General features: G+C 64.3%; 17 protein-coding genes. 8 read left to right on the top strand and 9 right to left on the bottom strand.

Annotated elements, in window-relative coordinates:
* Position 1: 1 nt before the first annotated feature.
* The 3 genes from CFE28_04815 to CFE28_04825 form a co-directional block, all read right to left on the bottom strand.
* The gene (locus CFE28_04815; protein OYU69382.1) at positions 2-889 is read right to left on the bottom strand and encodes a taurine dioxygenase; all 888 of its coding nucleotides are present in this window, start codon (positions 887-889) and stop codon (positions 2-4) included.
* A gap of 63 nt (positions 890-952) precedes the next feature.
* Entirely contained in the window at positions 953-2,347 is a 1,395-nt protein-coding gene (gene hemN, locus CFE28_04820; protein OYU69383.1) for an oxygen-independent coproporphyrinogen III oxidase, read from the bottom strand.
* Positions 2,348-2,413: 66 nt separating this feature from the next.
* Positions 2,414-3,694: a hypothetical protein gene (locus tag CFE28_04825; protein ID OYU69384.1), complete on the bottom strand. Its 1,281-nt coding sequence runs from the start codon at positions 3,692-3,694 to the stop codon at positions 2,414-2,416.
* 70 nt (positions 3,695-3,764) lie between these two features.
* Here CFE28_04825 and CFE28_04830 point away from each other — a divergent pair, with 70 nt between their 5' ends.
* Positions 3,765-4,943 (top strand): TIGR03364 family FAD-dependent oxidoreductase, encoded by a 1,179-nt coding sequence (locus CFE28_04830; protein OYU69385.1) that lies wholly within the window; start codon positions 3,765-3,767, stop codon positions 4,941-4,943.
* 9 nt (positions 4,944-4,952) lie between these two features.
* Positions 4,953-5,765, top strand: coding sequence for a phosphonoacetaldehyde hydrolase (locus tag CFE28_04835; protein OYU69386.1), 813 nt, complete (start codon positions 4,953-4,955; stop codon positions 5,763-5,765).
* Here CFE28_04835 and CFE28_04840 read toward each other — a convergent pair.
* Positions 5,755-6,495, bottom strand: a complete 741-nt coding sequence (locus CFE28_04840; protein ID OYU69387.1) for a hypothetical protein — start codon at positions 6,493-6,495, stop codon at positions 5,755-5,757. The two genes, CFE28_04835 and CFE28_04840, sit on opposite strands and share 11 nt — an antisense overlap.
* Positions 6,496-7,084: 589 nt before the next feature.
* Between CFE28_04840 and CFE28_04845 the strand changes: the two genes are divergently transcribed.
* Positions 7,085-7,621: a transcriptional regulator gene (locus tag CFE28_04845; GenBank protein ID OYU69388.1), complete on the top strand. Its 537-nt coding sequence runs from the start codon at positions 7,085-7,087 to the stop codon at positions 7,619-7,621.
* Positions 7,622-7,816: 195 nt separating this feature from the next.
* Complete coding sequence (locus CFE28_04850; GenBank protein ID OYU71559.1) at positions 7,817-9,964, top strand: alpha-galactosidase; 2,148 nt, start codon at positions 7,817-7,819, stop codon at positions 9,962-9,964.
* On the opposite strand, the gene CFE28_04855 is transcribed toward CFE28_04850, so the two are convergent.
* Together CFE28_04855 and CFE28_04860 are read right to left on the bottom strand one after the other, a co-directional pair.
* Positions 9,931-10,839 carry a fructokinase gene (locus CFE28_04855; GenBank protein OYU71560.1) on the bottom strand — a complete coding sequence of 303 codons (909 nt, stop codon included), beginning with the start codon at positions 10,837-10,839 and terminating at the stop codon, positions 9,931-9,933. The genes CFE28_04850 and CFE28_04855 overlap by 34 nt on opposite strands.
* A 30-nt stretch (positions 10,840-10,869) precedes the next feature.
* The gene (locus CFE28_04860; GenBank protein ID OYU69389.1) at positions 10,870-11,427 is read right to left on the bottom strand and encodes a hypothetical protein; all 558 of its coding nucleotides are present in this window, start codon (positions 11,425-11,427) and stop codon (positions 10,870-10,872) included.
* A gap of 260 nt (positions 11,428-11,687) precedes the next feature.
* On the opposite strand from CFE28_04860, the gene CFE28_04865 reads away from it, so the two are divergent.
* Positions 11,688-14,639, top strand: a complete 2,952-nt coding sequence (locus CFE28_04865; GenBank protein OYU71561.1) for a TonB-dependent receptor — start codon at positions 11,688-11,690, stop codon at positions 14,637-14,639.
* A gap of 104 nt (positions 14,640-14,743) precedes the next feature.
* Here CFE28_04865 and CFE28_04870 read toward each other — a convergent pair whose 3' ends face one another.
* Positions 14,744-16,501: a hypothetical protein gene (locus CFE28_04870; GenBank protein OYU69390.1), complete on the bottom strand. Its 1,758-nt coding sequence runs from the start codon at positions 16,499-16,501 to the stop codon at positions 14,744-14,746.
* On the opposite strand from CFE28_04870, the gene CFE28_04875 reads away from it, so the two are divergent.
* The gene (locus CFE28_04875) at positions 16,332-17,081 is read left to right on the top strand and encodes a hypothetical protein (protein OYU71562.1); all 750 of its coding nucleotides are present in this window, start codon (positions 16,332-16,334) and stop codon (positions 17,079-17,081) included. The genes CFE28_04870 and CFE28_04875 overlap by 170 nt on opposite strands.
* Here the strand turns inward: CFE28_04875 and CFE28_04880 are convergent.
* Positions 17,078-17,326, bottom strand: a complete 249-nt coding sequence (locus CFE28_04880; GenBank protein OYU69391.1) for a hypothetical protein — start codon at positions 17,324-17,326, stop codon at positions 17,078-17,080. The two genes, CFE28_04875 and CFE28_04880, sit on opposite strands and share 4 nt — an antisense overlap.
* A gap of 366 nt (positions 17,327-17,692) precedes the next feature.
* Between CFE28_04880 and CFE28_04885 the strand changes: the two genes are divergently transcribed.
* Together CFE28_04885 and CFE28_04890 are read left to right on the top strand one after the other, a co-directional pair.
* Entirely contained in the window at positions 17,693-19,300 is a 1,608-nt protein-coding gene (locus tag CFE28_04885) for a hypothetical protein (protein ID OYU69392.1), read from the top strand.
* A gap of 152 nt (positions 19,301-19,452) precedes the next feature.
* Positions 19,453-23,730, top strand: coding sequence for a cytochrome (locus CFE28_04890; protein ID OYU69393.1), 4,278 nt, complete (start codon positions 19,453-19,455; stop codon positions 23,728-23,730).
* On the opposite strand, the gene CFE28_04895 is transcribed toward CFE28_04890, so the two are convergent.
* The gene (locus tag CFE28_04895; protein ID OYU69394.1) at positions 23,700-24,590 is read right to left on the bottom strand and encodes a hypothetical protein; all 891 of its coding nucleotides are present in this window, start codon (positions 24,588-24,590) and stop codon (positions 23,700-23,702) included. The two genes, CFE28_04890 and CFE28_04895, sit on opposite strands and share 31 nt — an antisense overlap.
* Positions 24,591-24,605 lie beyond the last annotated feature (15 nt).

Below are 24,605 nucleotides of genomic sequence, written 5' to 3' on the forward strand. Positions count from 1 at the left end.
GTTATGCGCTGGGGCGTTCTCCCACCACCGAGACCCGCCAGCCGTGACGGCTTAAGGGGAAATAGTCCCACAGGGCGTGGTGCTGGGTGCAGCGGTTGTCCCACATGACCATGGAGTTTGGAGTCCACCGCATGCGGCAGGTGATGGCTGGGGTGATCTCGACGATCCGGAACAGCATTTCCAGGATGTCGGCGCTCTCCTGCCGGGTCAGCTGGACGATGTGCGAGGTGAAGCCGCGATTGACGAACAGCACCTTCTTTCCGGTTTCAGGATGGCGGACCACCACCGGGTGCTCGTGGCGCTCGAAGGGGGTGTCAGGCTTGTAGCCATAGGCGCCGGTATAGGGCAGGGCGCCGTCATGGATGGCGGTCAGGCCCTCGAGGAAGGCCTTCATCGGATCCGACAGCAGGTCATAGGCCAGGTACATGTTGGCGAAGAGGGTGTCGCCGCCCAGGCCGATCTCGGGAATGGTGTCGATGTGCAGCATGGAGATCTTGGGCGGCTCGAGGTCGCAGCTGACATCGGTGTGCCAGGCCTCGCCGGCCACATACTTCGACGCCTGGGTCGCCTTGACCTCCAGGCGCTCGTGCTCGCCCTGGCCTTCGGTGCGGATGACCTGCAGGGCGTGGACGTGAAGCTTGCCAAACCGGCGGCCGAAATCCTTGTGCTGGTCGGCGGTCAGGTTCTGGTCGCGGAAGATGACCACCGAATGCTCGAGGAAGGCCCGGTGGATCTCGTCAAACTGATGGTTGGAAAGGTCCCTGGACAGGTCGATGCCGCTGATTTCTGCGCCGATCAGGGGCGAGATCGGCGTGACCTTGATGGTCTCATATGAGGTCGAGGGTTTGGTGACGCGCGCTTCGATCGCGCTCAGGGCCTGTTTGTGCATGGGATCCTCCCGCCATGTTTTCCAACACTTGGCGGCGGGAGGGCCCCGAATGCAAGACCGGAGTCAGAGGGATTTGGAGTGCCGACCGCCCTCCGGCGCGAAATAGACGTCGAACAGTGCGCAGATGGTGCGGACCACCAGCTTGCCGGCCTCCGTCACAATCAGGCGGTCGCCCTCCATGGTCAGCAGGCCGTCGGCCGCAAGGTCCTCAAGGCCGGGGCGGGTATTGGCCAGGTCGGCCAGATCGCGGCCATGGCGGGCGCAGACCTCCGCCAGATCCACAGCGAAATCGCACATCAGCTTCTCGATGATCTCGCCCCGGAACCTGTCGTCGTCGGTCAGGGCGACGCCCCGGGCGATGGGCAGTTCGCCCCTGTCGATGGCCGCCCGCCAGCCCAGCTCCGCCGTGACGTTCTGGGTGAAGCCCTGGGGCAGGGCGCCGATGGCCGAAGCGCCGAGGCCCAGCAGGACCCTGGCTTCGTCGGTGGTATAGCCCTGGAAGTTGCGGTGCATCCGCCCCTGAGCCTGGGCCCTGCTGAGGGTGTCATCGGGCAGGGCGAAGTGGTCGAGGCCGATGCGGACATAGCCCTCCGACACCAGAAGTTCGGCGGCGGCTTCGCTCTGGTCAAGGCGCTCGGCGGCGCCGGGCAGATCCTCGTCCTTGATCAGCTGCTGGTGGGATTTCATCCAGGGCACGTGGGCATAGCCGAACAGGGCCAGGCGCTCGGGCCGGACGGTGAGGATCTCGCGGACAGTGTCCAGGGTATTGGCCACGGTCTGTCTGGGCAGGCCGTACATCAGGTCCATGTTGATCGAGCCGACCCCGAACTCCCGCAGCCAGCCGACGCAGTTGGCGATGTGGCTGAAGTGCTCCACCCGGTTGACTGCGGCCTGGACCTCGGGCGCCAGGTTCTGGACGCCGAGACTGGCCCGGTTCAGGCCATTGGCGGCGGCGGCCTGCACCCAGTCGCGGGTCAGGATTTCCGGGTCCAGCTCGGCGGCGATCTCGGCGTCGGGGCTGAAGTCGAAGGTCTGCCTGAGCGTCCCGAAGATCAGGTCCAGCTCGTCCGGGGTCAGCATGTTGGGTGTACCCCCGCCCAGATGGACGGCATCCACCTTCATCCGACCGGGCAGTGCGGCCGCCAGCATGGCGTTCTCCCGCATCAGATAGGTCACATAGTCCCTCACCGGCTCGTGGCGGTTCACCGCCCGGGTGTTGCAGCCGCAGTACCAGCAGAGCCGCGAGCAGAAGGGGATATGCAGGTAGAGGGACACGGCTTCTTCCGGCGACAGCCCACCCAGCCAGTCCTGATAGGCCTGGGCATTCACATCGGGGGTGAACTGAACAGCGGTGGGGTAGCTGGTGTATCGCGGCGCGCGGCCGTCATATTTCGCGATCAGGGCGGCGCGGGACAGGATCTGGGGTGTGGCCAGAGCAGTAGTTTGAAGCGCAGGCATTTGGGGGGAGACCTCCGGGTAGGGAGGTCTTTTCCGTCAGCTTTCAAAGGTCGGCCCTGACCTGGATCAAAGCTTCTGGCGTTGGGCCCGGCGCAGGAAATAGACCATCGACAGGGCCGTGAAGACGACGCCGATCACGCTGACGGCATAGGCGCCCAGGGAGAAGGCCTGCAGCCAGTCCAGCTCCGGCGCGCCGAAGTTTCGCCAGAACAGCAGACCCACGGTGCCGAAATAGCCTGCCGCGTCCGCCACATAGATCAGGAAGGCCGCCGTCGCGATCTGACCGCTATAGGCCACCAGCCGGTCGAACAGCATGGCGTTGAAGGGGGTGTAGCCCATGTAGAGCCCCGCGCCGTTCAGGATCATCCAGGCCAGGGGTGAGATCAGGTGCGCCTGGAAGGCCAGGGTCGACAGGCCGACAATGGCGCAGCCGGCCATGATGACCCCGTGCATGGCCAGCAGGGCCTTGAGGTTGTCCTTCACCGTCATCAGGGCCGCCAAAACCCCCAGGGCGACCACGGCGACCGGCAGTTCGCTGGCGCTGAAGACGGACGAGGCTTCGCCGAAGCCCAGGGCCTTCCAGATCTCGGCGGCGAAATTGTCCCGGAAGTCCCGGAAGGCGCTGAGCAGGACATATCCGATCACCAGCATGATGATGCCGGGGGCGAAGGTGCGGAGGAAGGCCAGGCGTTCCGGTCCCGTCATGGGCGCCCGGCGGACCCGCTCGGCTTCGTCCTCGGCGGAGGGCGGCGGCATCTGTTCCAGCGCCCAGACCGACAGGAGCAGAAGTGGGATGAACAGGGCGCCCGTCACAGCCGGCATCCAGAAGACGTCCACATGCTGGACCTGCATCAGCCACTTGCCCACCGACTTCACCAGCCCCGAGGAGACGATGAAGCTGGCGCACAGAATGGCGCCCAGGGCCTCGGATACCCGACGACCTTCCATATAGCCGAAGACCAGACCCCAGATCATGCCGAGCGGCAGGCCGTTCAGGAACAGGGCGGCCACATTCCAGGGGGCGGGGATCAGGGGGAAGATCAGCAGGGCCAGCCAGGCGACGCCGATCAGGGCTAGGATCGCCAGACCCCGTCGACCTGACCCGATCTCGGAAACCACCTTGACCCCGATCAGCTTGGACAGGGCGTATCCGGCCACCTGGGCGATCACCAGGGCGACCTTGTAGTCCAGGAGGAAGGTCCAGCCGTCCACGTTCTCGAAGGTCGCCGCCGAGAACGGCTTGCGGAAGGCGTACATGGAGAAATAGGCACTGAAGCCGGCGAGACCGGCGAACAGGGTGAAGACCGCCGGGTGCGCATTGGAGAGCCTGGCTTTAAGTCCGGTCATGGATTTGTTGCTCTCGGCGGTTATGTTTGCGTCGTTAGCGGTCGCATGTGTCGGCGCAGTGACGACGACTATGGCGACCCTCCCGGGTCCTGCCAATTCTGAGAGAGGAACAAGCCCCTTGGGTCAAGGCGCTTCGGAACGGTTTGACCTTGCAGTGGTCGGCGCCGGCATAGTTGGCCTCGGCTGCGCCCTGGCGGCCGCAAGGCGTGGCAAGCGCGTTGTGGTCATTGACCGGGACGCCCAGGCCAATGGCGCCTCGGTGCGCAATTTCGGCTTCATCACCGTGACGGGTCAGGCCGCGGGCCAAATGTGGTCCCTGGCGCGGCGTTCGGCCTTGCTCTGGGCGGAGCTTGCCGACCAGGCGTCCATTCCGGTCCTGCACCGGGGCATGGCCCTGGCCGTGCGGCGGCCGGAGTCCGTGGCGGTGCTGGAGGCCTTCCTGAAGACCGACATGGCTGACGGTTGCGAATTGCTGGGTCCGGCGCAGCTTGCAACTGCCCGGCCGGAGCTTGCAGGCGCCGGGCATCTGGCCGCCCTGAAAAGCCCCCACGAGTTGAGGGTCGAGTCCCGGCAGGCCATTCCGCGCATGGCTGAGTGGCTGGAGCAGGCCCACGGCGTGACCTTCCGGCGTCTGACCACTGTGCTGGGAGTCGAGACCGGGAAGGTCCTGACGACCGCCGGGGTCATAGAGGCAGACGCCATTGTGGTCTGCCCCGGGGATGATCTGACCAGCCTGTTTCCCGACCGACTGGCCGCCAATGGGGTGACGCGCTGCAAGCTGCAGATGCTGCGCCTGGCCTCCCCCGGCTTCACCCTGGCGGGCGGGGTGATGAGCGATCTCGGACTTGTCCGATATTCCGGTTATGCGGACCTGCCCGAAGCCGCCGCCCTGAAGGCGCGCCTTGAGAAGGAGCAGGCAGGGCATCTGGCCAATGGCGTCCATCTCATCGTCGTCCAGAGCGCGGATGGCAGTCTGGTGGTCGGAGACAGCCACCACTATGGCGCGACGCCGGACCCCTTCTCGCACCAGGGGGTCGATGACCTGATCCTCGACGAATACGCCGCCGTGTTCGGCGGGCGTGCGCCTCCGGTTGTCGAGCGCTGGGTCGGAACCTATGCCTATGCCAAGGCCTGTGACGTGGTCATTGATGACCCGGCTCCGGGCGTTCGGCTTGTCACCGTGACCACAGGCGCCGGCGCCTCGGTCGGTCTCGCCCTTGGCGAAGACGTCATCTCAGATCTCCTCTAGGAACAGCCAATGGCCCTGCCCAAGCTTTCAGACTTTGACCTGGTCATTTTCGACTGGGCGGGAACCATGGTGGACCACGGCTGCTGCGCACCCGTGGAGGCCTTGCTGGAAGCCTTTGACCGTCACGGCGTGACGATCTCCGAGGCCGCCGCCCGGGCCGACATGGGCATGGCCAAGGTCGACCATGTGCGGGCCCTGCTGGCCCGTCCTGAGGTGAATGAGGCCTGGAGCGCCGCGCGGGGCGGGGCGCCGGGCGAGGCCGACATCATCTCGATCATGGCCGACCTCACCCCCCTCATGCTCGAGGCCGCGGCAAAGGCCTCTGAATTGATCGCCGGAGCGGCGGAAACCGCGTCGGCGCTGAAGTCAGCGGGGCTGAAGGTCGCATCCTCAACCGGCTATACCCGCGAAATGATGCAGGCCGTGGTCGCGGCGGCGGCGGCGCAGGGCTACGCCCCCGATCATCTCATGTGCTCGGGCGAAACCCCGCAGGGTCGGCCCAGCCCGCTGATGATCTACAGGGCCTGCGCAGACCTGGGGGTCTGGCCCCTGTCCCGGGTCATCAAGGTTGATGACGCCGAAGCCGGTATCGCCGAAGGGCGAGCCGCCGGCTGTTTCACCATCGGTCTCGCGGCGTCCGGGAATGGGATGGGGCTGAGCCGGGAGGGACTGCTCGGCCTGTCGCCAGAGGCCCGTGAAGCTGGCCTCAAGCGGGTCACTGACAGTCTGTTGGCGTCCGGCGCTGACATGGTGATCGACTCGGTCGCCGACCTTCTGCCCGTCATGAACGGTCAGCTGGCCCCTCGCGCCCTCAGGGCTTGAGGTCCACCGGGATCTCGACGGTCCCGGCGTTGATGGTGGTGCGGTCCGTGGCGCTGACCCGGACCCGATAGGTCCCGGGCGTCTGGGCGGGGAACTGTCCCGCGAACTTACTGGTCTTGCCGGTAAAGGTCAGGGGCGCTGTCGCCAGCACCTTGCCGCCGCGGATCAGGGTGGCTTCGACCGAATAGTTGGCGGCGTCCCAGATGCCGCCGGTGTCGATGGGGCAGCCACACATCAGGGTGACGCTGGCCGATATGGCCAAAGCCCCGTCAGCGGCTTTTGCCGCCCTGGGCTCGACCACAAGGCCAGGAAAGATCAGGACCCAGCCGTCCCCTGAAATGTCGCGTCCGGGATAGACCCAGGTGGCAGCGGAGACGTGGATCACGGAGTCCGGACGACCCATGGGCCCGGCAGCGTCGGCGCGGACCAGGGTGGGCGCGTTGATGTCGATGACGGCGTCGAACCCTGCGGTCTGGGCGTCCGCCAGCCCGCCGCTGCGGCTGTGGGGCGCCTTCATGATCCTGCCAGTGTCGCCGGTTCCGCCAGTTGTCCTTCCCTTGGCCAGGATCTTGCCGGTCCTGACATCGGTCAGGGTGATGTCTGCGCCGCCCGTGTGGTCGCCAATGAACTTGGCGTCGAGGGCCTGGGCCCGGACCATCACATGGGTCGGCTGGGCCAGGGCTGGGAGCCCGATCAGGCCCAGGCAAAACGTGAAGACGGCGACTTTCATGGTCCTGATCCTGTTTGCTGCAGGAGAGTCTCGCCCAGCCCGGCAATCCTGTCCATCAGGCTGTCGATTTCACGCGGGCGTCACACCGACCTCACAGATTCCGGTCTGCCGGGCATTAAACCCCTCCCGAACCAGGGGGCCAGACATGTCAGTTGTGACCATTCAGATCGCGTGTGATCGACCGTTCTTTGCGTCCATTGGCGATGTTGTCCTCGATGGCCGGTCCGGGAACCAGGCCCTGGACCTGGCGTCCGGCCCCCATGAATTGATCTGGGCTGTGGTCGGAGGAACAGGCGGCGCCTTCAAGGCCACTATCCAGGAAGGGGCAAGAACGGTGTGCTCGATTGCCGACTGGAAGATACCGGTTGGCGGTGGGTGGTGTGGCGACCTGGCGGCTTTCTGCATCTAGTTTTCCATGGACCGACCCTGTCGAACAAAGACGGACCGGTACTCGCGTAACGGATGGCCCACGTGAAAATTGTAACCTCAGAGGCGAGTGCGATTTACGCCTGCGACAAATGCGCGCAGCATCCCGTTAACCCTGGGCGGCGTGAATCGCTGGGGAGGAAAAGAAGCGAGCGTACCGGATATGGCGACCTCATCACCAGATACGACCCTGTGCCCGATCGCGCTCGTGCAGCGTATTCTTGGCGAGCGCTGGACCCTGCAGATACTCAACGAGATCTTCACAGCGCGGGGCCGGTTCGACGAGATGGAAGCGCAACTTGGCGTCACCTCGATCATGCTCAATGAGCGACTTCGCAAGCTTGTGACCGAGGGCCTCGTCGAGCGGCAGCTCTATAATCCACGCCCGGCGCGCTTCGAGTTTGTCCTGACTGAAAAGGGCAGGGCCCTGTTTCCCGTCATGATCGCGATCAGGGATTGGGGTGAGACCTGGTGCAAGCCAGATCATCAGCACCAAGCTTTGGAATATCGGCATGCAGCTTGCGGCGAAGTTGCTGGCTATGGTCCAACCTGCAAGGGCTGTGGAGAAGCCTTTGACGGTCATTCGGTGAGCGTTGAGTTCCTGCCTGCCTATGCTGCGGAGCGCGCACTTCGCCAGGAGGCCTTCAAGGAAAGACGCCACGCCAAGCACCCTCTGAAGCGACCCCCAAAGGCGGTGTAAGCCCCAGCCTTCGCCCAACCTTGCCAGGCCCGGACACCACGCATAGGGCTGCCCGGCGTCCGCCGCGCCCTGCAAGGCCCCGGGCCAGTAGGCGGCGCGCGACGGCCAGGTGAACCCTGCCGGGTCAAGGCTTTCCATTGCGGGGCGCCCCTTGATGGTGTTGAGCGTGGACAGAAATCTGGATTGACGCAGGCCATGACCGACCAGTCACCGCGATACGCCCATTTGATGAGCGCGAACTGTTCAGCAGTTCTCGAGCTGTCGGACACCGAGGCGCCGCTCTGGCGTTATTGGGGGCCGCGCCTGCCGGAAGATGCTGTTCCGGGTTTCGGGCTGCGGGCAGGGCGGGCGACGCCCACCTTCTCCCTGGAAAACGACTTTCCTCTCAGCCTCTTTCCGACATTCGGCGTGGGCTGGTACGGGACATCGGCCCTGCTTGCCCACCGGGACGGCCAGGATTTTGCCCAGGCGATCACGGCGTGCGAGGTCACCTGGACAGACCCGGGGTGCGCCCTGCTTGTCAGATTGACCGACAGCGTCGCCGGTCTGCTGGTCGAGATTGACCTGGCGCTGGAGTCCGCCTCCGACGTTCTCACGGTCTCCACCCGGCTGACCAATACCGGAGCTGGCGCTCTTGATGTGCAGTGGCTGGCCGCCGCTGTTCTGCCCCTGCCGGCGCAGGTGGCGAAGGTCCGGCACTATGGGGGTCGGCACAACGCCGAATTCCTGCTGCAGGAAGAAGCCCTCGCCCGCGGGATATGGCGTCGGGAGAACCGGCGCGGCCTGACTTCACACGACGCTTTTCCGGGCGCGGTCGCCGTCACCCAAGGCGCAGGCGCCCATGCGGGGCTCGCCTTTGGCGCCCAGCTCGCCTGGTCCGGCAATCATGCCCAGGTCATTGAGTGGCTGGAGGACGGTCGCTTCCAGTGGCAACTGGGGGAATGGCTGGCGCCCGGCGAGGTGCGCCTGGCGCAAGGCGAGCAGATCGTGTCCCCGCAGGTCCTGGCGACCTGTTCCACCGGCGGACTGAACGGTGTTGCCTCTGGCTTCCACAAGGCCATTCGAGCCCGACTTTCCTGGCCGGGCGGCGTCATGAGCCCCCGCCCCGTGGGATTGAACACCTGGGAGGGGGTCTATTTCGACCTGGTTCCAATTGCCCTTGAGGACATGGCGGAGGCTGCGGCAGGGGCTGGAATCGAGCGGTTCATCCTGGATGACGGCTGGTTCCAGGGGCGACGGAGCGACAGGGCGGGACTGGGCGACTGGTGGACAGACGCGGAGGTCTTCCCTGAGGGACTTGGCCCCCTGGCCCGGCGGGTCAACGACCTGGGCATGTCCTTTGGTCTCTGGGTCGAGCCGGAAATGGTCAATCCTGACAGCGATCTCTTCCGCGCGAATCCTGACTGGGCGCTGCAGATCGCTGGCCGCCCCCTGCTGACGGCGCGCAATCAGCTGGTCCTTGACCTCACACGGCCAGAGGTCGCGGACTATCTGCTTGAAAAGATCGGCGCCCTGCTGGACAGCCTGCCGATCGCCTATCTGAAGTGGGATCACAATCGCGATCTGACCACGGCCGGATCTGCGGGGCGGGCCGCCTATCGCCGGCAGACCCTTGCCGCCTATGACCTGATGGCCAGGATCCGTGAAGGGTGGCCGCAGGTCGAGATCGAGGCCTGCGCCGGCGGTGGCGGCCGGATTGACGCCGGAGTACTGCAACATACCCACCGGGTATGGACCAGCGACTGTATTGACGCCGTATCCCGGGTCGCCATCCAGCGTGGCTTCCTGCAGTTCTTCCCGCCGGAAATCATGGGATCCCATGTGGGCGCGGCGCAGGCGCACACGACGGGGAGAAGTCAGACCCTCGATTTCCGTGCTGCTGTCGCCCTGCCGGGGCATTTCGGCGTCGAACTGGATCCGCGGCGCCTGGATGGAGCGGAGAACACCCAGCTGAAGGGGTGGATCGATCTCTACAAGTCCCTTCGCGGCCAGCTTCATCAGGGACAGGTCTGGCTGGGAGAAGGCCAGGACTCCGTGGTCTGGCAGGCTCATGGCGCGGTGGATGATCTGTTGCTGTTTGTCTATCGCATGGGCCCCATGACGCAGAAGTGGCCGACAGATCTGGCCTTGCCCATGGTCGCCCAGGATCGCGTCTACCGGATCGAGGAAGTCCGACCCCGGCCTGGTTCGGGCCAGGCCGCCGCCCCCGTCTTTCTGGAGTACCGCGGCGACGGCGTGGATATCCACGGGGCATGGCTGGCGAACCACGGAATGCCGGTCCCACCGCGCAAGGCCGAGACCTGTCTGATCTACCGGATCACAGCGGACGGCCGGGCCGGGTAGGGCGCCTTTTCTGCGTCCAGGGCGAGGGCGAGGCCTGCCAGCAGGCCCAGGCGCTTGCCCAGCATGGGGGGAACAATCACATCCTCTGAACGCCCCTTGAAGTACCCGCCGCCTAGTCTGGTTGCGGCCTGACGCACCTGGGCCAGGAGGCCCGGGGTTTCCATGACACCGCCACCCATGATGATCCTGCCGGGTTCCAGCATCGCCTGGAGAGCGATTGTCAGGTGGGCCAGATACCAGGCGATGATGTCGTGGGCAGGATGATCCGGCGGGAGATCTGACAACTCACAGCCCCACCTCGCCTGTATGGCCGGCCCGCTGGCCAGGCCTTCGTGGCAGTCGCCATGGAAGGGGCAGACCCCGGAAAAGTGCAGATCATCAGCGTGTCTGGGTGGTCTGAAATGGCCGATTTCAGGATGGCTCAGGCCCTGTAAGGGCGCGCCATCCACCATGACGCCACCGCCTATTCCTGTGCCAATGGTCAGATAGGCGCTGATCTTCTGATCCCGCCCGGCGCCCCAGAGCGCCTCGGCCCGTGCGGCTCCGTTTACGTCTGTGTCAAAACCAACTGGAAGGCCGAAAGCCCGGACAAACCTCCCGGCAAGGTCAGTGTGGCTCCAGCCGTCTTTCGGGGTCGAGGTGATATATCCCCAGCTTGCTGATGCCGGATCAAGTTCAACCGGGCCAAAGCTCGCCACCCCCAGGGCCGTCAGAGGCCCAAGGCGGTCCTGCGCCCGCTCAAGCCAGTCCACACAGGCCCTGAGAGTCTCTTCAGGCGTCGTCGTTCCGATGCGCGCCTCTGCAAGGACATCGCCCTGGCCATTGACCACGCCAATGACAAACTTTGTCCCGCCCGCTTCGATGCAGCCATAGATCGGGGAGGCCTCGGCCCGCTCCACCTGCGGCTACTTGACCCGGCGGGCCCGGATTGCCCTCTGGCCGTCGAGATTGATGAAATAGCTGCCCATGGACGCCTTGCGGATATCGGCCCGCGAGCCCTTCTTCGGACCCTTCCAGACCTGTTCGTCATCGGTCTGTTCCCAGGTCGAGGCATTGTCCATTTCAAGGATCCAGCGCCCCGAGCCCGTCTGGTAGGCCCGCTCGACGACGACCGTGATCTTGTCGATCACTTCGGGCTTCTCGCCCCGGTCGAAAACTGAAAGCGCTGACAGGTCAAAGCCAAAGGCCTGGCGCTTCGCATTGCGCACCTGTTCCTTGGAAATCACGATCACATCTTCCGCCGCGCCGACAGGACTTTCCGAGCCCTTGCTGTCCGCCAGAAGGGCTGAAACCGCAGCGTCATAGCAGGCCAGCCTCGCCTGGCTGTCAGCCACCCCATGGCAGGCGATCACCTTCTGCAGGGCGGTGGTCGCCGATGTTGCGGCAGGACTGGCGGCGAAGGCCCCCAGCGAGATTGCAACGGCTGCGCCAAGGGTCAGGGCGATCTTCGGTTTGGTCGACATGGGTTTCTCTGGCGACAGGCTTTTGTGATCCCACCTTACACCCGAAACCAGACCCCGCCAGCCGCGACCCAAATGGTGACATGTGACCAAAATGCGACAGAAAGGCGGCAACCTGCTTACGCTTCGGTAATGATAGTTGCCCGACCCGTGTCTCTTCCCTAGACGTGATCGATCTATGTCGCGGTGCGGCATGTGACACGTTTTGGCTGCAGGGCGCGCCCCATCGGGATCTGCGCATGCTGGAGGATGAAATCTTGAACATGAATAAGACGCGTGAACGCCTTCTGGCGACGTCTGTCCTGACCGGTCTGGCGATGTTCGCCGTGATGCCGGCTACCGCTTTTGCAGCCGAAAAGGGCTCCGCTGAAGTCGAAGAAGTCATTGTTACCGGCTCGCGCATCGCCCGCCAGGACTATCGCTCCAACACCCCGATCGTGACGGTTGGTGCTGAAGCCCTGAAGAATTCCGGCGTGGTGACGGTCGAAACCCTTCTGAACGAACTGCCCCAGTTCGTTCCGTCCGTGACCTCCACCTCCAACAACCCCGGTGGTAACGGCCAGGCGCAAGTCGAACTGCGCGGCCTCGGCACCAACCGCACCCTGGTCCTGATGGATGGCCGCCGCATCCCGCCGTCCAACTCTGACGGCACGGTCGACCTGAACACCATTCCTCCGGGTCTGGTTGAGAGCGTCGAAGTCGTGACCGGCGGTGAATCCTCCACCTACGGTTCGGACGCCATCGCCGGCGTCGTCAACTTCCGCCTGAAGAAGCATTTCAACGGCATTGAAGTCGACACCCAGTACGGCATCACCAACCGCCACGACGGCGAGTCCGAAAACGTCAGCATCCTGATGGGCGGCGACTTCAATGAAGGCGCCGGCAATGCCGTGATGTCGCTGGGCTTCTCCAACCGCGGCAACGTGCTGAACGGCTCCCGTCCGTTCTCGGCCGTGTCTGGCCCGTCCTCGACGACGCCAATGGGCGCCTATGACACCATCGCCACCAACGCCCCGACCCAGGCCGCCATGGACGCGGTCTTCGCGAAGTACGGCAAGGCCGCTGGTTCGGTCAGCCGCACCACCACCCGTCTCGGTTTCAACAATGACGGAAGCCTGTTCCAGAACGGCATCAACTATAAGGGCCCGACCGGCGTCGACTTCGACACCATTCCGGTCACCGGCAACTACAACACCGGCGCCCTGAACAACCTGGTTGTGCCGCTTGAGCGTTACAACGCCTTCGCACGGGTCGAGCATGACCTGCTCGACACCATGAAGGCCTACGCCCAGTTCAACTATGTCAGCTACCAGTCCGGCGCCCTTCTGGCTCCGTCTCCGGCAGCCGGCAACCCGGCGACCGGCAATACCGGCTTCCTGGTCCCCTACAACAACCCCTTCGTCCCGGGTGACCTGCAGACCCTGCTGGCCTCCCGTGCGAACCCGACCGCGCCCTTCCTGTTCCGGAAGCGCTTCTCGGAAGTCGGCGGCCGTCGTTCGGTCAGCGACTACACCGTCACCCAGATGTTGATTGGCGTGAGGGGCAAGATTGCCGGTGACTGGACCTGGGACGCCTACATGGCTGATGGCCGTGAGCGTCGTCTGGAAACCCAGTACGGCAACATCTCCCACGCGGCAGTCCGCACCCTGCTGGAAGCTGCTGATGGCGGTAAGTCCATCTGCGCCGGCGGTTACAACCCCTTCGGCACCAATCCGATCTCGGCCGCTTGCGCCACCTACATCAGCCGGGTGACCAAGAACTCGACCAGCTTCAACCAGCGTCTGGCCGAAATCAGCGCCACGGGTTCGCTGTTTGAGCTTCCGGCTGGCGTCATGAAGGCCGCCGTCGGCGCCGACTACATCCGCAACGCCTATAACTTCGTTCCGGACTCGGTCCTCTCGACCCGCGACACCGTGACCACGCCGATCGCCCAGGACTCACCGGGCGTCGTGGGCTTCAACGCCCAGAACGCCCTGCGCGGTTCAACCGACGTCTATGAAATCTTCGGCGAAGTGGACGTTCCTGTCCTGAAGGACCTGCCGCTGATCCAGTCGGCAAGCCTGAACCTGAAGTACCGCTATTCGGACTACAACACGATTGGCGGCGTCTCGACCTTCAGCGCCAATGGCCACTGGCAGATTGTGGACGCCCTGGCGGCCCGCGGCGGCTTCTCCAAGGCCATCCGCGCCCCGAGCGTTGGCGAACTCTACGCCCCGCAGGGCCAGAGCTTCCCGACCATCGGTCCGGCAGGCGGCGTCGGCTCCGGCGACCCCTGCGATGTCAAGGGCGCCTATCGCAAGGGCGCCAATGCGGCGGCCGTGCGGGCCCTGTGCCTGGCTCAAGGCGTGCCGTCGGTCATCATCGACAGCTTCACCTATGCCAACAACCAGGTTCAATCGACCACCGGCGGCAATCCCGACCTGATCCAGGAAACGGCTGACTCCGTGACCTTCGGTCTGGTCTATCAGCCGCGCTTCGAGGCTCCGATCCTCGAGCGTCTGTCGGCTTCGGTGGACTACTACCACATCAAGATCCAGGACGCGGTCGGCACCATCAACGCCGCCACCTCCCTGGCCTATTGCTTCAACAACCCGCTGGGCACGGCTTCGAACCCGACTTTCTCGGCTTCGAACCTGTTCTGTCAGCTGCTGCGCCGCGACCCGGCGACTGGTGAAATTTCTGACGCCAAGTCGACCAACGCCAACCTCGGCTCCTATGAAACCGACGGCATCGACTTCCAGATCGACTGGGGCTTCGGTCTTGGCGCCATCGGTCTCAGCGATGACTACGGCCGCATTGCGACCAATGTCTCGGGTAGCTACCTGCTGAACTTCGATGTCCAGAACATCCCCGGCGGTAACATCGACAAGCGCGCCGGCACCGTTGGTAACACCCTTGGCTCCAACTACAGCCGCTGGAAGGCGATGACCAACGTCCGTTGGTCGGTCGCAGACTACTCCTTCGGCGCGCGCTGGCGTCTGATTGGCAAGGTCGATGACTTCTTTGCCAGTGGTCAGGCTGCGCCGAACTACAGCTATTACGACATCGACGGCAGCTGGAAGATCAACGACATGTTCGAAGTCCGCGCGGGCGTGAACAATATCGGCGACAAGCTGCCTCCGATCTACACCTCGCAGATCGCAGCCAACACCGACCCGTCGACCTATGACGTGCTGGGTCGTCGTTACTTCGTGGGTCTGAAGGCCCGCTTCTAGGTCCCAGACCTGATCCAGATTGGCCGCGGGATGCTGGACCTATCCAGTCATCCCGCGGCCTTTTTGATTCCGGGTCGGTCCGTGTGATTTGAGGGCGTGACGGCCTAGGTGGGGACCACGTCAAAGGCCATGGTCAGGCGCCGGTCATCTGTCTGGAACGGTATGACCCCATGCCAGGCATAGGATGGAAACAGCACCAGTCGTCCGGGCCGGGGCTCGACATGCATCACCGCCGGGCAGGGTGGGTTCAAGGCCAGGGGCGGCTCGCCAATGGCCAGCCAGCCCTGCCGGTCCGGAGCGCCCGCTGACACGGCTGGTGTCGCCACATAGAAGACCGAGGAGATCCAGCCCTCGATGTGCATGTGGGGGGCGTGCGATCCGCCCTGGCGCAGCAGGACCGACCAGGCGCCCTGAAACTTCCAGTCCCTGGTCTTGCGCATCCTCAGGGGATCGCCGCCTGGGGGCAGGTCCTTCAGGAATGTGTTGATTGCGGTGGTGAACAGGTCGAAGGCGGCCTTGATGGCGCGATCATCGGACCCCTTCAGGAAGTGCGATAGCTGACTACCCCCGCGGACGCTCTGGTTGGCGGGCTCCCGCTGATACTTGTGCTGAGCCGTCAGGGCCTGATCCAGGTCGGCCAGAAACGCTGCCATGTCCGGCCATCCCGGCGGCGTCTCGAAGTCGAAGACCCGGACCAGGGCGTCATAGGCGCAGATCTGGTCATACAGGGGATCCCCGATCTGGCGCGCGGCGACAGAGGCCCAGGCCCAAAGGGACTGGTTGTTCGGCGCAGCCTCCAGTCCCTTGCGAGCCCTGGCCAGTGCGTCCTGGGGCCGACCCAGGGCCAGGTCTACAATAGCGGCCTGGTTTAACACCGCCGGCGAAGCGGGCGCATGGCCCAGCGCCTGGCGGATCAATATGTCGGCGTCGCCCAGCTTCTTGCCCTCTACTGCGGCCTGAGCCGCAGCAAGCAGGGTCTGGACATTGTCCGGCGCCATCCGCAGGGCCTGGATCAGCAGATCCCAGGCAAGGTCGGCCCGTCCCGCAGTCCGCGCCAGGTCGGCCCGGCCCAACAGGATCGGAACCGGCTGGGCGCCTGCTTTGGCGATCTCCAGCAGCACGGCGTCAGCCTGGGTCAGATCGCCGGTGCGCATCCAGACCAGATTGGCCGCCTCAATGCCCCAGGCCACTTCCCCTGGGCGCCTGCGGATCAATCGAAGGTAGGCCTGCTCTCCCTCATCCAGGCGGCCGGCCGCAACCAGGGCGCGGGCATAGACCAGCCAGGTTTCCGGAGCATCCAGGCCCAGTTCAAAGGCCGTCTCGGCTGCCCGCACCGCTTCGTCAGCCTTCCCCAGGTCGCCCAGGGTGGCCGCCAGATTGTGCCAGCCGATCCGCCCCATAGGAAAACGGCGGACGGCTTCCCGGTCAATCGGCAGGGCTTCATCCCGCCGCCCCATGGCCTTCAGGGCCGAGGCATGCAGGGCGAAGGCGCGAGGGTCGGCGTCCGCCCGACGAATGAGGGACCTGGTGACGGCCAGGGCGTCCTTAGCCTTCCCTGCAGCCAGAAGGCCCGCCGCCCTGTCCAGGTCCGCCTTGCTCATGGTCGTGATTTGGCGCCAATAGTCATGGAGGATTTGTCGCGCCAAACACCTTCGCAGGCAATGCGGACCATGCCCAAAGTTCAGGGACACAATGACTGAGCCGTCGCCCTTCTGGAGGCCTCTGGATGAGGACGCCCTGACGCGGCGATTCCAGGAGACAGGCCGCCTCCATATCCCGGACTTTCTCAAGCCGGATCTGGCCGGGGCGCTGCATGAGGTCCTTGCAGCGGACATGAGCTGGGCCAGGACCTTCACGGTCAATGGCAAGAGCTATGACATCGATCTGGCGGCGCAGGCCCAGACGCCGGACGCCGTTCTTTCCCAGGTCGCAGAGGCTGTCGCCGAGGGTGGTCGCACGGGATTTGCCTATGACTTCGAACTCTGGCGGATCAGCGATGAAGTTGAAGCCGGTCGCAGGCCGACTGACTCCCGGTCACAGCTTGCAGACCTTTATGCCCTGCTCAACAGCGAGGTCTTTCTCGCGCTCATGCGTCGGCTGACCGGCCTGGAGTCAGCCGCTTACTGCGATGCCCAGGCCACCCGCTATCGCGCCGGACACTTCCTCACCGCCCATGATGATGAGGTGGAAGGCAAGAACCGGCTGTGCGCCATGGTGCTGGGTCTGACGCCGGTATGGCGGACAGAGTGGGGCGGCCTCCTGTTGTTCCATGACCGTGCGGGTCACGTGCTGGAAGGATATACGCCCAGCTTCAACGCCCTGAACCTGTTCCGTGTTCCGCAGCTCCACAGCGTCAGCCAGGTGGCCGGTTTTGTTACCGCTGACCGGCTCTCGGTCACGGGTTGGGTCCGTTCAAGCCGTCCGGAGGGCGACCTGGCCTAGACGCTGAGGCTGACGAGAGACCCGAGGGTCTGGGGCTGCGCAGTCCCGGGTGAGGGCTGTGGATCCTGCAGATTGCCGCCGAACCTGACCGCTGGCCCATGGGAATCCTTTGAGTTCAACCCAAACGGGCCGTCCTGGGGATGGGCCGGATCAATGTGCTTCTTGGCCATGTCGACTTCCGTACAATTGCGGCAGGAATAGCCGTTGACCGTGACCGGGTTTGCATAGTCGCTGCTGATCGCCATGGCGGGGTCCTTCACTGGTGCCTGAGGGAGTACGGCGTCCACACCATTTTGGTTACATTGGGTTTCAATCTTGTTTCGGCTTTTGAAATTCAGCGCACGGTCACCCTTGCCGCCCCGTTAGCCATAGGCCAAGGTCACTTCGCGCGGATGTTCTTTGGGGGAACGATGCGCCGATGGAGATCGGTCCGTTTTGACCTCTCTGTTGAGTGTCACAGTCTCTGATTGTGTTAATGGTGCGCCGTGGGGCAGGGTCAGACGAGCATGGCGGGGCAAGGAGCCAGGTTCAGGCTCAGCTTATTGGGAAGCTTCGGGCTTTACGATCCTTCGGGAGCACGGGTCGAGATCCCGAGTCGGAAGTCTGTCGCCTTGCTGGGTCTGCTGGCGACGAGCCGGGACGGCGCGAGATCGCGTACCTTCCTGCAGGACATGCTCTGGGGTTCGCGCAGTCCCGAGCAGGCTCAGGCCAGCCTTCGCCGGGAACTTTCAAACCTGAGGCAATGGGTGAACAAGCCGGGCGCGGACCTTGTCCTGACCCAGCACAGTCGGGTGAGCCTGGCCCTGGACGCCCTGGACATAGACATCCTGAATCTCGACCAGCTTGCGGCGTCTCTCCCCAAGGATGCGGCGTTTCTGGAGGGTGTGGATCTTCACGCCGAGGATGCCTTCGAGGACTGGCTGCGTGACCAGCGCGCCCAGTACCGCGAGGCCATCGCCAATGCAAAGTCCTCGCCGCCCAGGGGTGTCGCCGAGGCTCCAAGGTCCGATGAAGGCTTCTTCGGGCGGCCCTTCCTTGCGGTCCTGCCCTTCGCCAACCTCACCGACAACCCCTCCAATACCTATCTCGCGGAGGGCCTGGCGGAGGAGTTGATTGAACACCTGTCCCGGCTCCGGTGGATTCCGATCATCTCCAGGGCGGCCAGCTTCGCCTATTCCACAAACAACTCGACCCTTGCTGAAATCGGCGAGGCCCTTGGGGCCCGTTATGTGGTGGAAGGACGCCTGCGGTCGCAGGGCGCTTCCCTGAACCTGACCACAAGTATTTCTGAGGCAGTCAACGGGCAGGCGATCTGGACCTGGCGGACTGACCTTCCGGCTGAACTGTCCTCGGAGGACCTGGAGCGGGTCCTCACCGCCATTGTCGGCGCCCTTTCAAGCTCCGTCGATGATGCGGAAATGACCCGGGCCGTCGCACGCCCGGAGAGCAATCCCCAGGTGACAAACCTCATCTGGCGCGCCCGTTGGCACCACAACCGCTATACCCCTGAAGACGGCGAAATCGCGGGTCGACTGCTCAACGAAGCCCTCGCCCTGGCGCCCAACTCGCCCGAGGCCATTCTGCAGCTGGCCTTCTTCCGGCAGCGTCAGCTGTGGTTGGCGCGGGCCGATCGGACCGAAGTCATAGAACTGCGGCGTCTCGCTCAACGCGCCATTTCGGCGGACTATCTGGATGGCCGCGGCTACATGATCGCCGGCATAGCCGAGCTGTGGCTGAAGCATACCTCGGCGGCCGTAGGCCTGTTGAAACAGGCCATCTCGCTCAATCCCAGTCTGGCCTATGCCTATTCCCAGCTGGGGGCGGCCTATTATCTGAGTGGTGATCCGGAGCAGGCTGTCGGCATGCTCTCAGAAGCCCTGCGGCTCAATATGGGCGAGGAGTATTCCTATTACCTGCTCGGCGAGCTGGCCATGTGTCACGCCATGCTCGGATCCTGGGACGCAGCCATCGATCTGGCCGAGAAGTCCTTGCTGCGACGCCCGGCCTACTGGTATGCCCACATCTCTAAAGTGCGTGCGCTAATTGGTCGCGGGGAGCGGGAGTCCGCGGCGATTGCCCTGGCTGCGCTGAAAGAGTCAAATCCGAGGTTCAAGCTCAAGCATCTGGATTGGGTGCCATTCGTAGATCAGTCATGGCCGGACCAATTGAAGCTGATCCTGGGTGAGATCGACGTAACGCTGGTGACGCCTTCTCCTTGAAGAGAGTCTGACTCATGCCAGGCTTCAAAGGAAAAGGCCTGAAATGAGTGGGGAAGACTTTGGTTGCGAAATACTATGCAGGTATCCAATCTGCACAAGGTCAGGATCAATACCTGCCTGATGAGGCCTTCCCTGATTTTGATTTTGAACGCATGGCGCCAAAAGGCGTCTTCAACCAGTTCAAGTCTGACCTGATCCGCAAGGGTATCCCTCTGGTCGTTGCTGTCGGACGGCGTATCTCGCCGGTCCTGAAGATTGACGGCATGTACTGGATCACACGCAAGGAGGATGTCCGCCAGGCCCTCGACAATCCGGATTTCCTGGAAGTGCCCTACGGCCCGGAAATGAAGGAGCTGTCCCATAGCGCAGACGGCAAGGCGGCGACCTTTGTCCTGGGACTTGAGGGGCCAGATCAGGCCCGACAGAATGCCATCATCAGACGGATTGTCCTGCGCGAGGACCTGGACCTCGCCCGACGCCAGAGCCGCGCCTTTTCAGAGTCGCTTCTGGATGGGGCGGCCGGTCGTATCGACGTCATCACGGACTTCATCTTCCGCGTGCCGACCGAGATCTGCCGCCGCTATTTCGGGTTGGAGTTTCCCAATCCCAACCGGTTCGCCGAGTGGTCTGTCGCGGTGTCCGCACTGCTCTTCGCCGACCCGACCGGAGACCCCATCAAGCGCCAGCTGGCGCGGGCGGGCGCCTTGCGTTTGTCCCGGATCATCGACGTGGCCATCGACAAGGCCGACGATGAGATAGGGCAGGCGCCTTCGTCTGGCGAAACGCCCTTCAATGAGCTGACCCTGGTTCAGCGACTGGTCTGGCTGAGGAAGCGGGAGCCCGCTCTGGGTCTGGAGCGCGAGGAAATCCGGGCGATTATTCTGGGTCTGGTGGTGGGCTTCATCCCGACCAACGGGCTTGGCGCCGCCAACATGCTTGAGGAGGTCCTTGGCCGTTCCTCCACCACCCGGGACGCCCGCCTCGCGGCGAAGGCGCAGGATGACGGGACCCGGATGCGGGACCTGCTTCTCGAGGCCGGGCGGCGCAATCCCGCCCTTGCCCCTGGCCAGTGGCGGTATGCCCGCAAGGCGACCGTCGTCGGCAAGGGCAAATGGTACCAGAAGACCATTCCCCAGGGCGCCACGGTCATGGTCTCGACCATGTCAGCCCTGGCGGACCGACCCTCCAGCCCCCGCAAGCCCGAGGACTTCGAACTGATCTTCGGCCACGGGGTTCACCAGTGCCTGGGCCAGCACCTGGCCATGGCCATCATCACCGAGATGTTCCTCGCCCTCTTCGCCCGGGACGGTCTGCTGCCTGCTCCCGACGGAACCGGCGCCCTGCGCAGGGTGGGCTATTTTCCGCGGTCCATGGACATGGTCTATGCCAGTGCGCGCAGCACCCAGGACATGATCCAGGTCTGCATCCCGATCACGGCTGACCTCAAACGCAGCGATATCGAGACCCGGCTCAAGGCTCTGGGCAACCCTGCCCGACCTGACATTGCCAGCAGCCTTGCGGCTGCCGGAATTGTCCATTTCGCCTCGGCGTCGGTTTGGGGTGAGGGTGGTGAACCGCCCCTGACCCTGCTGCTGGAATTCAATGTGGACGGTACCCGCGCTTCAGCCTTCCCGATCCTTGCGCGACATGTGGATGTCTGGCTGCAGCCCTTGCTTCAATGGCTGCGTCCAGGGGACGGGCGATCGATCGAGGATGTCCTCCGGGCCCATACGCTACAGCTGCATACCGGGCCCTGGGGCGCCACGGGCATCAACTTCATGGGTTCGCAGGAGCGCAGTGTCGCCGGAACGGCTGACCAGCAGCGGTTGAGGGCGGCGGCTGAGGCGGCCCTTGATCGACTGGGCGACAGGTTTGGCGCCAGGCCCCTGGAAGTGCTCGCCGCGGTGCGCGCCCATCTCCGGACCGATCCGGCGAATCTGGCCCTCGACGCCCTGACGGTTCAGCCCAGTCGGGGCGATCTGGCCATTTCCACCTGGCGCAAGCCCAGGACCTTCTGGGAGCCCTTGCCCAAGGTCCTGCAGGGCGGGCTTGGCCTTCAGCTGGTGACAGGATTTCTTGCAAGTTTCATCCTGGTCGCAGGCGTGCTCCATTTTGCCCTGGGGGCAGGGACCGGATCTGGCGCCCTGGCCCACTGGGCCGTCGTCACTGTCCTGGGCCTCGTCTTGACCGCTTCACTCTGGGCCGGGACAGCCTTCGCCGCCTACCGGATCTTCCTTGCTGAAGAGGACAGGGAAGAACCCGATGATCAGGCGCCTGATCCGGAGAGGGTCAAGACGATCATCGCCCGGGAAAATGCACCGGGCTACCAGCAGAACCACATCATAGCCGTTACGCCCCTGAAGCGGGGCCTGATCCGGCGGTTCGCCTTCGCCTTCGCCATGTGGGGCATAGCCCAGAGCCTGATCTGGTTCCGACCGGGTTTTGTCCTGACCATGGGGACCATCCACTTCGCCAAATGGTTCCGCATGCCGGGCAGCCGGACCATGGTCTTCCAGTCCAATTATGATGGAAGCTGGGAAAGTTATCTCGAGGACTTCATCACCCGCGCCCACGCCGGCCAGACCGCGGCCTGGAGCAATGGCGTAGGCTTCCCCAGGTCCAAGGGCCTGATCGGAGACGGCGCCGCCGACGGTGAGCGCTTCAAGCGCTGGGTGCGTCGCCAGCAGATCCCGACGGACTTCTGGTATTGCCGGTTCCCCGAACTCACCGGCGACGTCATGCGGGCCAACATGCTGATCCAGCGGGGCCTGGCCTCGGCCTATGACGACACTGCGGCGCGTTCCTGGCTGGATCTGTTTGGTTCAGGCCAGTCACAGGTCGGAGAAATCGAGGCGCCGGAGGTTCAGTCCCTGCTGTTCCGCGGCATGCGCCGGGCCATCTTCAGCGCCTGCATTCCCTTCACCCTGCCGGCCGATCCGGCAAGGCGCGGCGCCTGGCTGCAATCAATCCAGTCGCAGATTTCCTATGGAAAGTTCCCCGACAAGGACAAGGCCCTGTTCATGGCCCTGTCGGCCAAGGGCCTCAAGGCCTTCGACACCGCCTTCGGTCCGCCCATCCACCTGCTGAAGGAGTTTCCCGAGGCTTTCGTTCACGGCATGGTCAGTCGCGGGCCCATTCTCGGCGACGCTGCGCCGGCTGATCCAGCAGAGCCTTGGCTCTGGGCGGATGGCGTGTCGGAGGGTCTGAAGTCGGAGCTGGTCTGCGACGGGGTGCTGATGACCTATGCGGCGTCGCCTGAGGCCCTCGACAGCCAGATCGCCGAGCTCATGGCAGGCCTTAGCCAGGCGGATGGCAACTGTGTCCATACGCCGATCAGGACGGTTACCCTCGACGAGAAGGGCGATGTCGTCACCCTGGACAGTCCCAATGCCAATGGACCCAGCACCGGCTACGAGCACTTCGGATTTCGGGATGGCATTTCAGGTCCGACCCTCAAGGGCGTGTCGCCCTCCGCGCCGGCTTCGGATGATCTGGGCGTGGTCGAGCCCGGGGAATTCATCTTCGGCTATCCCAACAACCAGGGCCACATGCCCCCCTGCCTCAAGACGCCTGCGGAAAGCGATGTGGGCGGTAATCTGCCTGTCCCCAGCGATACCCGGGCCTTCGGCTATCCGGACATCAATCTGCCGGCCCTGCAGGGCGAGTTCCGCGACTTCGGCCGCAATGGCGCCTTCCTGGTCATCCGCCAGCTGGAGCAGGACGCCGCAGGCTTCGCCACCATGACCGCTGAGAAGGCGCAGGACCTGAATGCAAGGGTCGGTGAGGCGAAGCTTTCGCAGATTGTCGGCGACAAGGTGACCGACGAGTGGGTGGCTGCAAAGTTGATGGGGCGGTGGCGCGACGGTCGCCCCCTGATCGGCAACCCGACCTACGCCGTCACCCGGTCATCTGACGAAGCCGCCAATGACTTCCTCTATGGCCGGGATGATCCCCAGGGGCATGCCTGTCCCATGGGCGCCCATATCCGCCGGGCCAATCCCCGGGACAGTTTGACTCCCAATGATCCCATGGAGCAGGTCATCACCCGGCGGCACGCCCTCATGCGACGGGGCAGGACCTATTTCTATGACGAGGCCACCGGGACCTACCCAACTGACAAGCCGGCCGCGAAGGCGAAGAAGGGCCTGCTGTTCGTCGCCCTGTGTGTGGACCTCGAGCGGCAGTTCGAAATGATGCAGCAGACCTGGCTGGGCTTTCCGTCCTTCCACAGCCTGGTCAATGAGGTCGATCCCATCGCCACCCGGTCAGGCCGACAGCTGGCGGAGCGCAACTTCACCATTCCTACGGCCGCCGGACCCCTGACCCTGCGCAACATGCAGAGCTTCATCACCATGAAGGGCGGCGGCTACTTCTTCCTGCCCAGCAGGTCGGCAGTGGCCTATTTGCGCGATCTCTGCCGGATCAGGTAGGGAACCGCGCTTGCCGGGCCGTCTGTGCGATCTGACAGTTCCAGCCACATATCGTGGGCGGCGGCAGGGGGGATCCAGAGGCTGTGGCTTCCGCAGGCCGGGGCCGTCACGACTTCCACGTGATTGGCCGTGAGCACAGCGCGGGCCGCCTGCAGATCCCGCACCGCCACCGTCAGGCCGATGATCGACCGTTCAGGCGCGCGTGATACGCCCCGCGCGACGAGGACCTGTTCACCTTCCATGGACAGCCGGAACACAGCAGCCTTCCGGTCAAAGGGCGAACAGCGGCTGAGCCCGGCTGGCCTGACGCCGAGGGTTGAAAGAAGTGTGAGGTCCGGGGCGTTTCCGGAAAGCCATACGCCTGCAAGCCGGTAGGCCGTGTTGGGATGGTTCCAGTAGATGGGGCCGTCCGTCGGCGACCTTTGGCGACTTCCGAAAAACAGCCGACTGGCGGCAGGGCCTTGCTGGACCGTAACCACGCCGCCCTCATTTTCAGCCTTGAGCCCTTGCCCCTTGAGGATGGCGGTCAGCCCTTGCAGGTCTGGGCTGAACAGGCTCCAGAAGGCCGGACCATCCCCACCCTTAAGCCATTCGGCGTATTCCCTTGCAAGGTCGTCGCCGGGGTTTGAGGCCGTGATCAGTTCAATCCCGCCGCCATTGGGGAACTTTACATGGCGGTTCCCGAGCCCGTTGGTGTGGGGCCGTCCGGGCTTGAGAACAAAGCCGAGCCTGCCGAAGTCCGCCGCAGCCTGGTCCAGGTCAGCCACCGCCACCGGTACATGGTCCAGGCCCTGGACTGTAGGCCCCGCGACCGAGGTCGTCGCTGTGCTCATTGCCAGAACTGCAAGGATGGCGATCATTGTCGGCGACCTCGA

Source organism: Alphaproteobacteria bacterium PA2 (genome assembly GCA_002256425.1).
Lineage (GTDB): Bacteria > Pseudomonadota > Alphaproteobacteria > Caulobacterales > Caulobacteraceae > Phenylobacterium.

Excerpts from the sequence above, each read along its gene's own strand:
- CFE28_04850 (OYU71559.1), top strand. The coding sequence starts at position 7,817 with ATGACCGACCAGTCACCGCGATACGCCCATTTGATGAGCGCGAACTGT.
- CFE28_04895 (OYU69394.1), bottom strand. The coding sequence starts at position 24,590 with ATGATCGCCATCCTTGCAGTTCTGGCAATGAGCACAGCGACGACCTCG.
- CFE28_04835 (OYU69386.1), top strand. The coding sequence starts at position 4,953 with ATGGCCCTGCCCAAGCTTTCAGACTTTGACCTGGTCATTTTCGACTGG.
- CFE28_04825 (OYU69384.1), bottom strand. The coding sequence starts at position 3,694 with ATGACCGGACTTAAAGCCAGGCTCTCCAATGCGCACCCGGCGGTCTTC.
- CFE28_04865 (OYU71561.1), top strand. The coding sequence starts at position 11,688 with ATGAATAAGACGCGTGAACGCCTTCTGGCGACGTCTGTCCTGACCGGT.
- CFE28_04845 (OYU69388.1), top strand. The coding sequence starts at position 7,085 with ATGGCGACCTCATCACCAGATACGACCCTGTGCCCGATCGCGCTCGTG.
- CFE28_04875 (OYU71562.1), top strand. The coding sequence starts at position 16,332 with ATGACTGAGCCGTCGCCCTTCTGGAGGCCTCTGGATGAGGACGCCCTG.
- CFE28_04815 (OYU69382.1), bottom strand. The coding sequence starts at position 889 with ATGCACAAACAGGCCCTGAGCGCGATCGAAGCGCGCGTCACCAAACCC.
- CFE28_04890 (OYU69393.1), top strand. The coding sequence starts at position 19,453 with ATGGCGCCAAAAGGCGTCTTCAACCAGTTCAAGTCTGACCTGATCCGC.
- CFE28_04860 (OYU69389.1), bottom strand. The coding sequence starts at position 11,427 with ATGTCGACCAAACCGAAGATCGCCCTGACCCTTGGCGCAGCCGTTGCA.
- CFE28_04880 (OYU69391.1), bottom strand. The coding sequence starts at position 17,326 with ATGGCGATCAGCAGCGACTATGCAAACCCGGTCACGGTCAACGGCTAT.
- CFE28_04830 (OYU69385.1), top strand. The coding sequence starts at position 3,765 with ATGGCGACCCTCCCGGGTCCTGCCAATTCTGAGAGAGGAACAAGCCCC.
- hemN (OYU69383.1), bottom strand. The coding sequence starts at position 2,347 with ATGCCTGCGCTTCAAACTACTGCTCTGGCCACACCCCAGATCCTGTCC.
- CFE28_04840 (OYU69387.1), bottom strand. The coding sequence starts at position 6,495 with ATGAAAGTCGCCGTCTTCACGTTTTGCCTGGGCCTGATCGGGCTCCCA.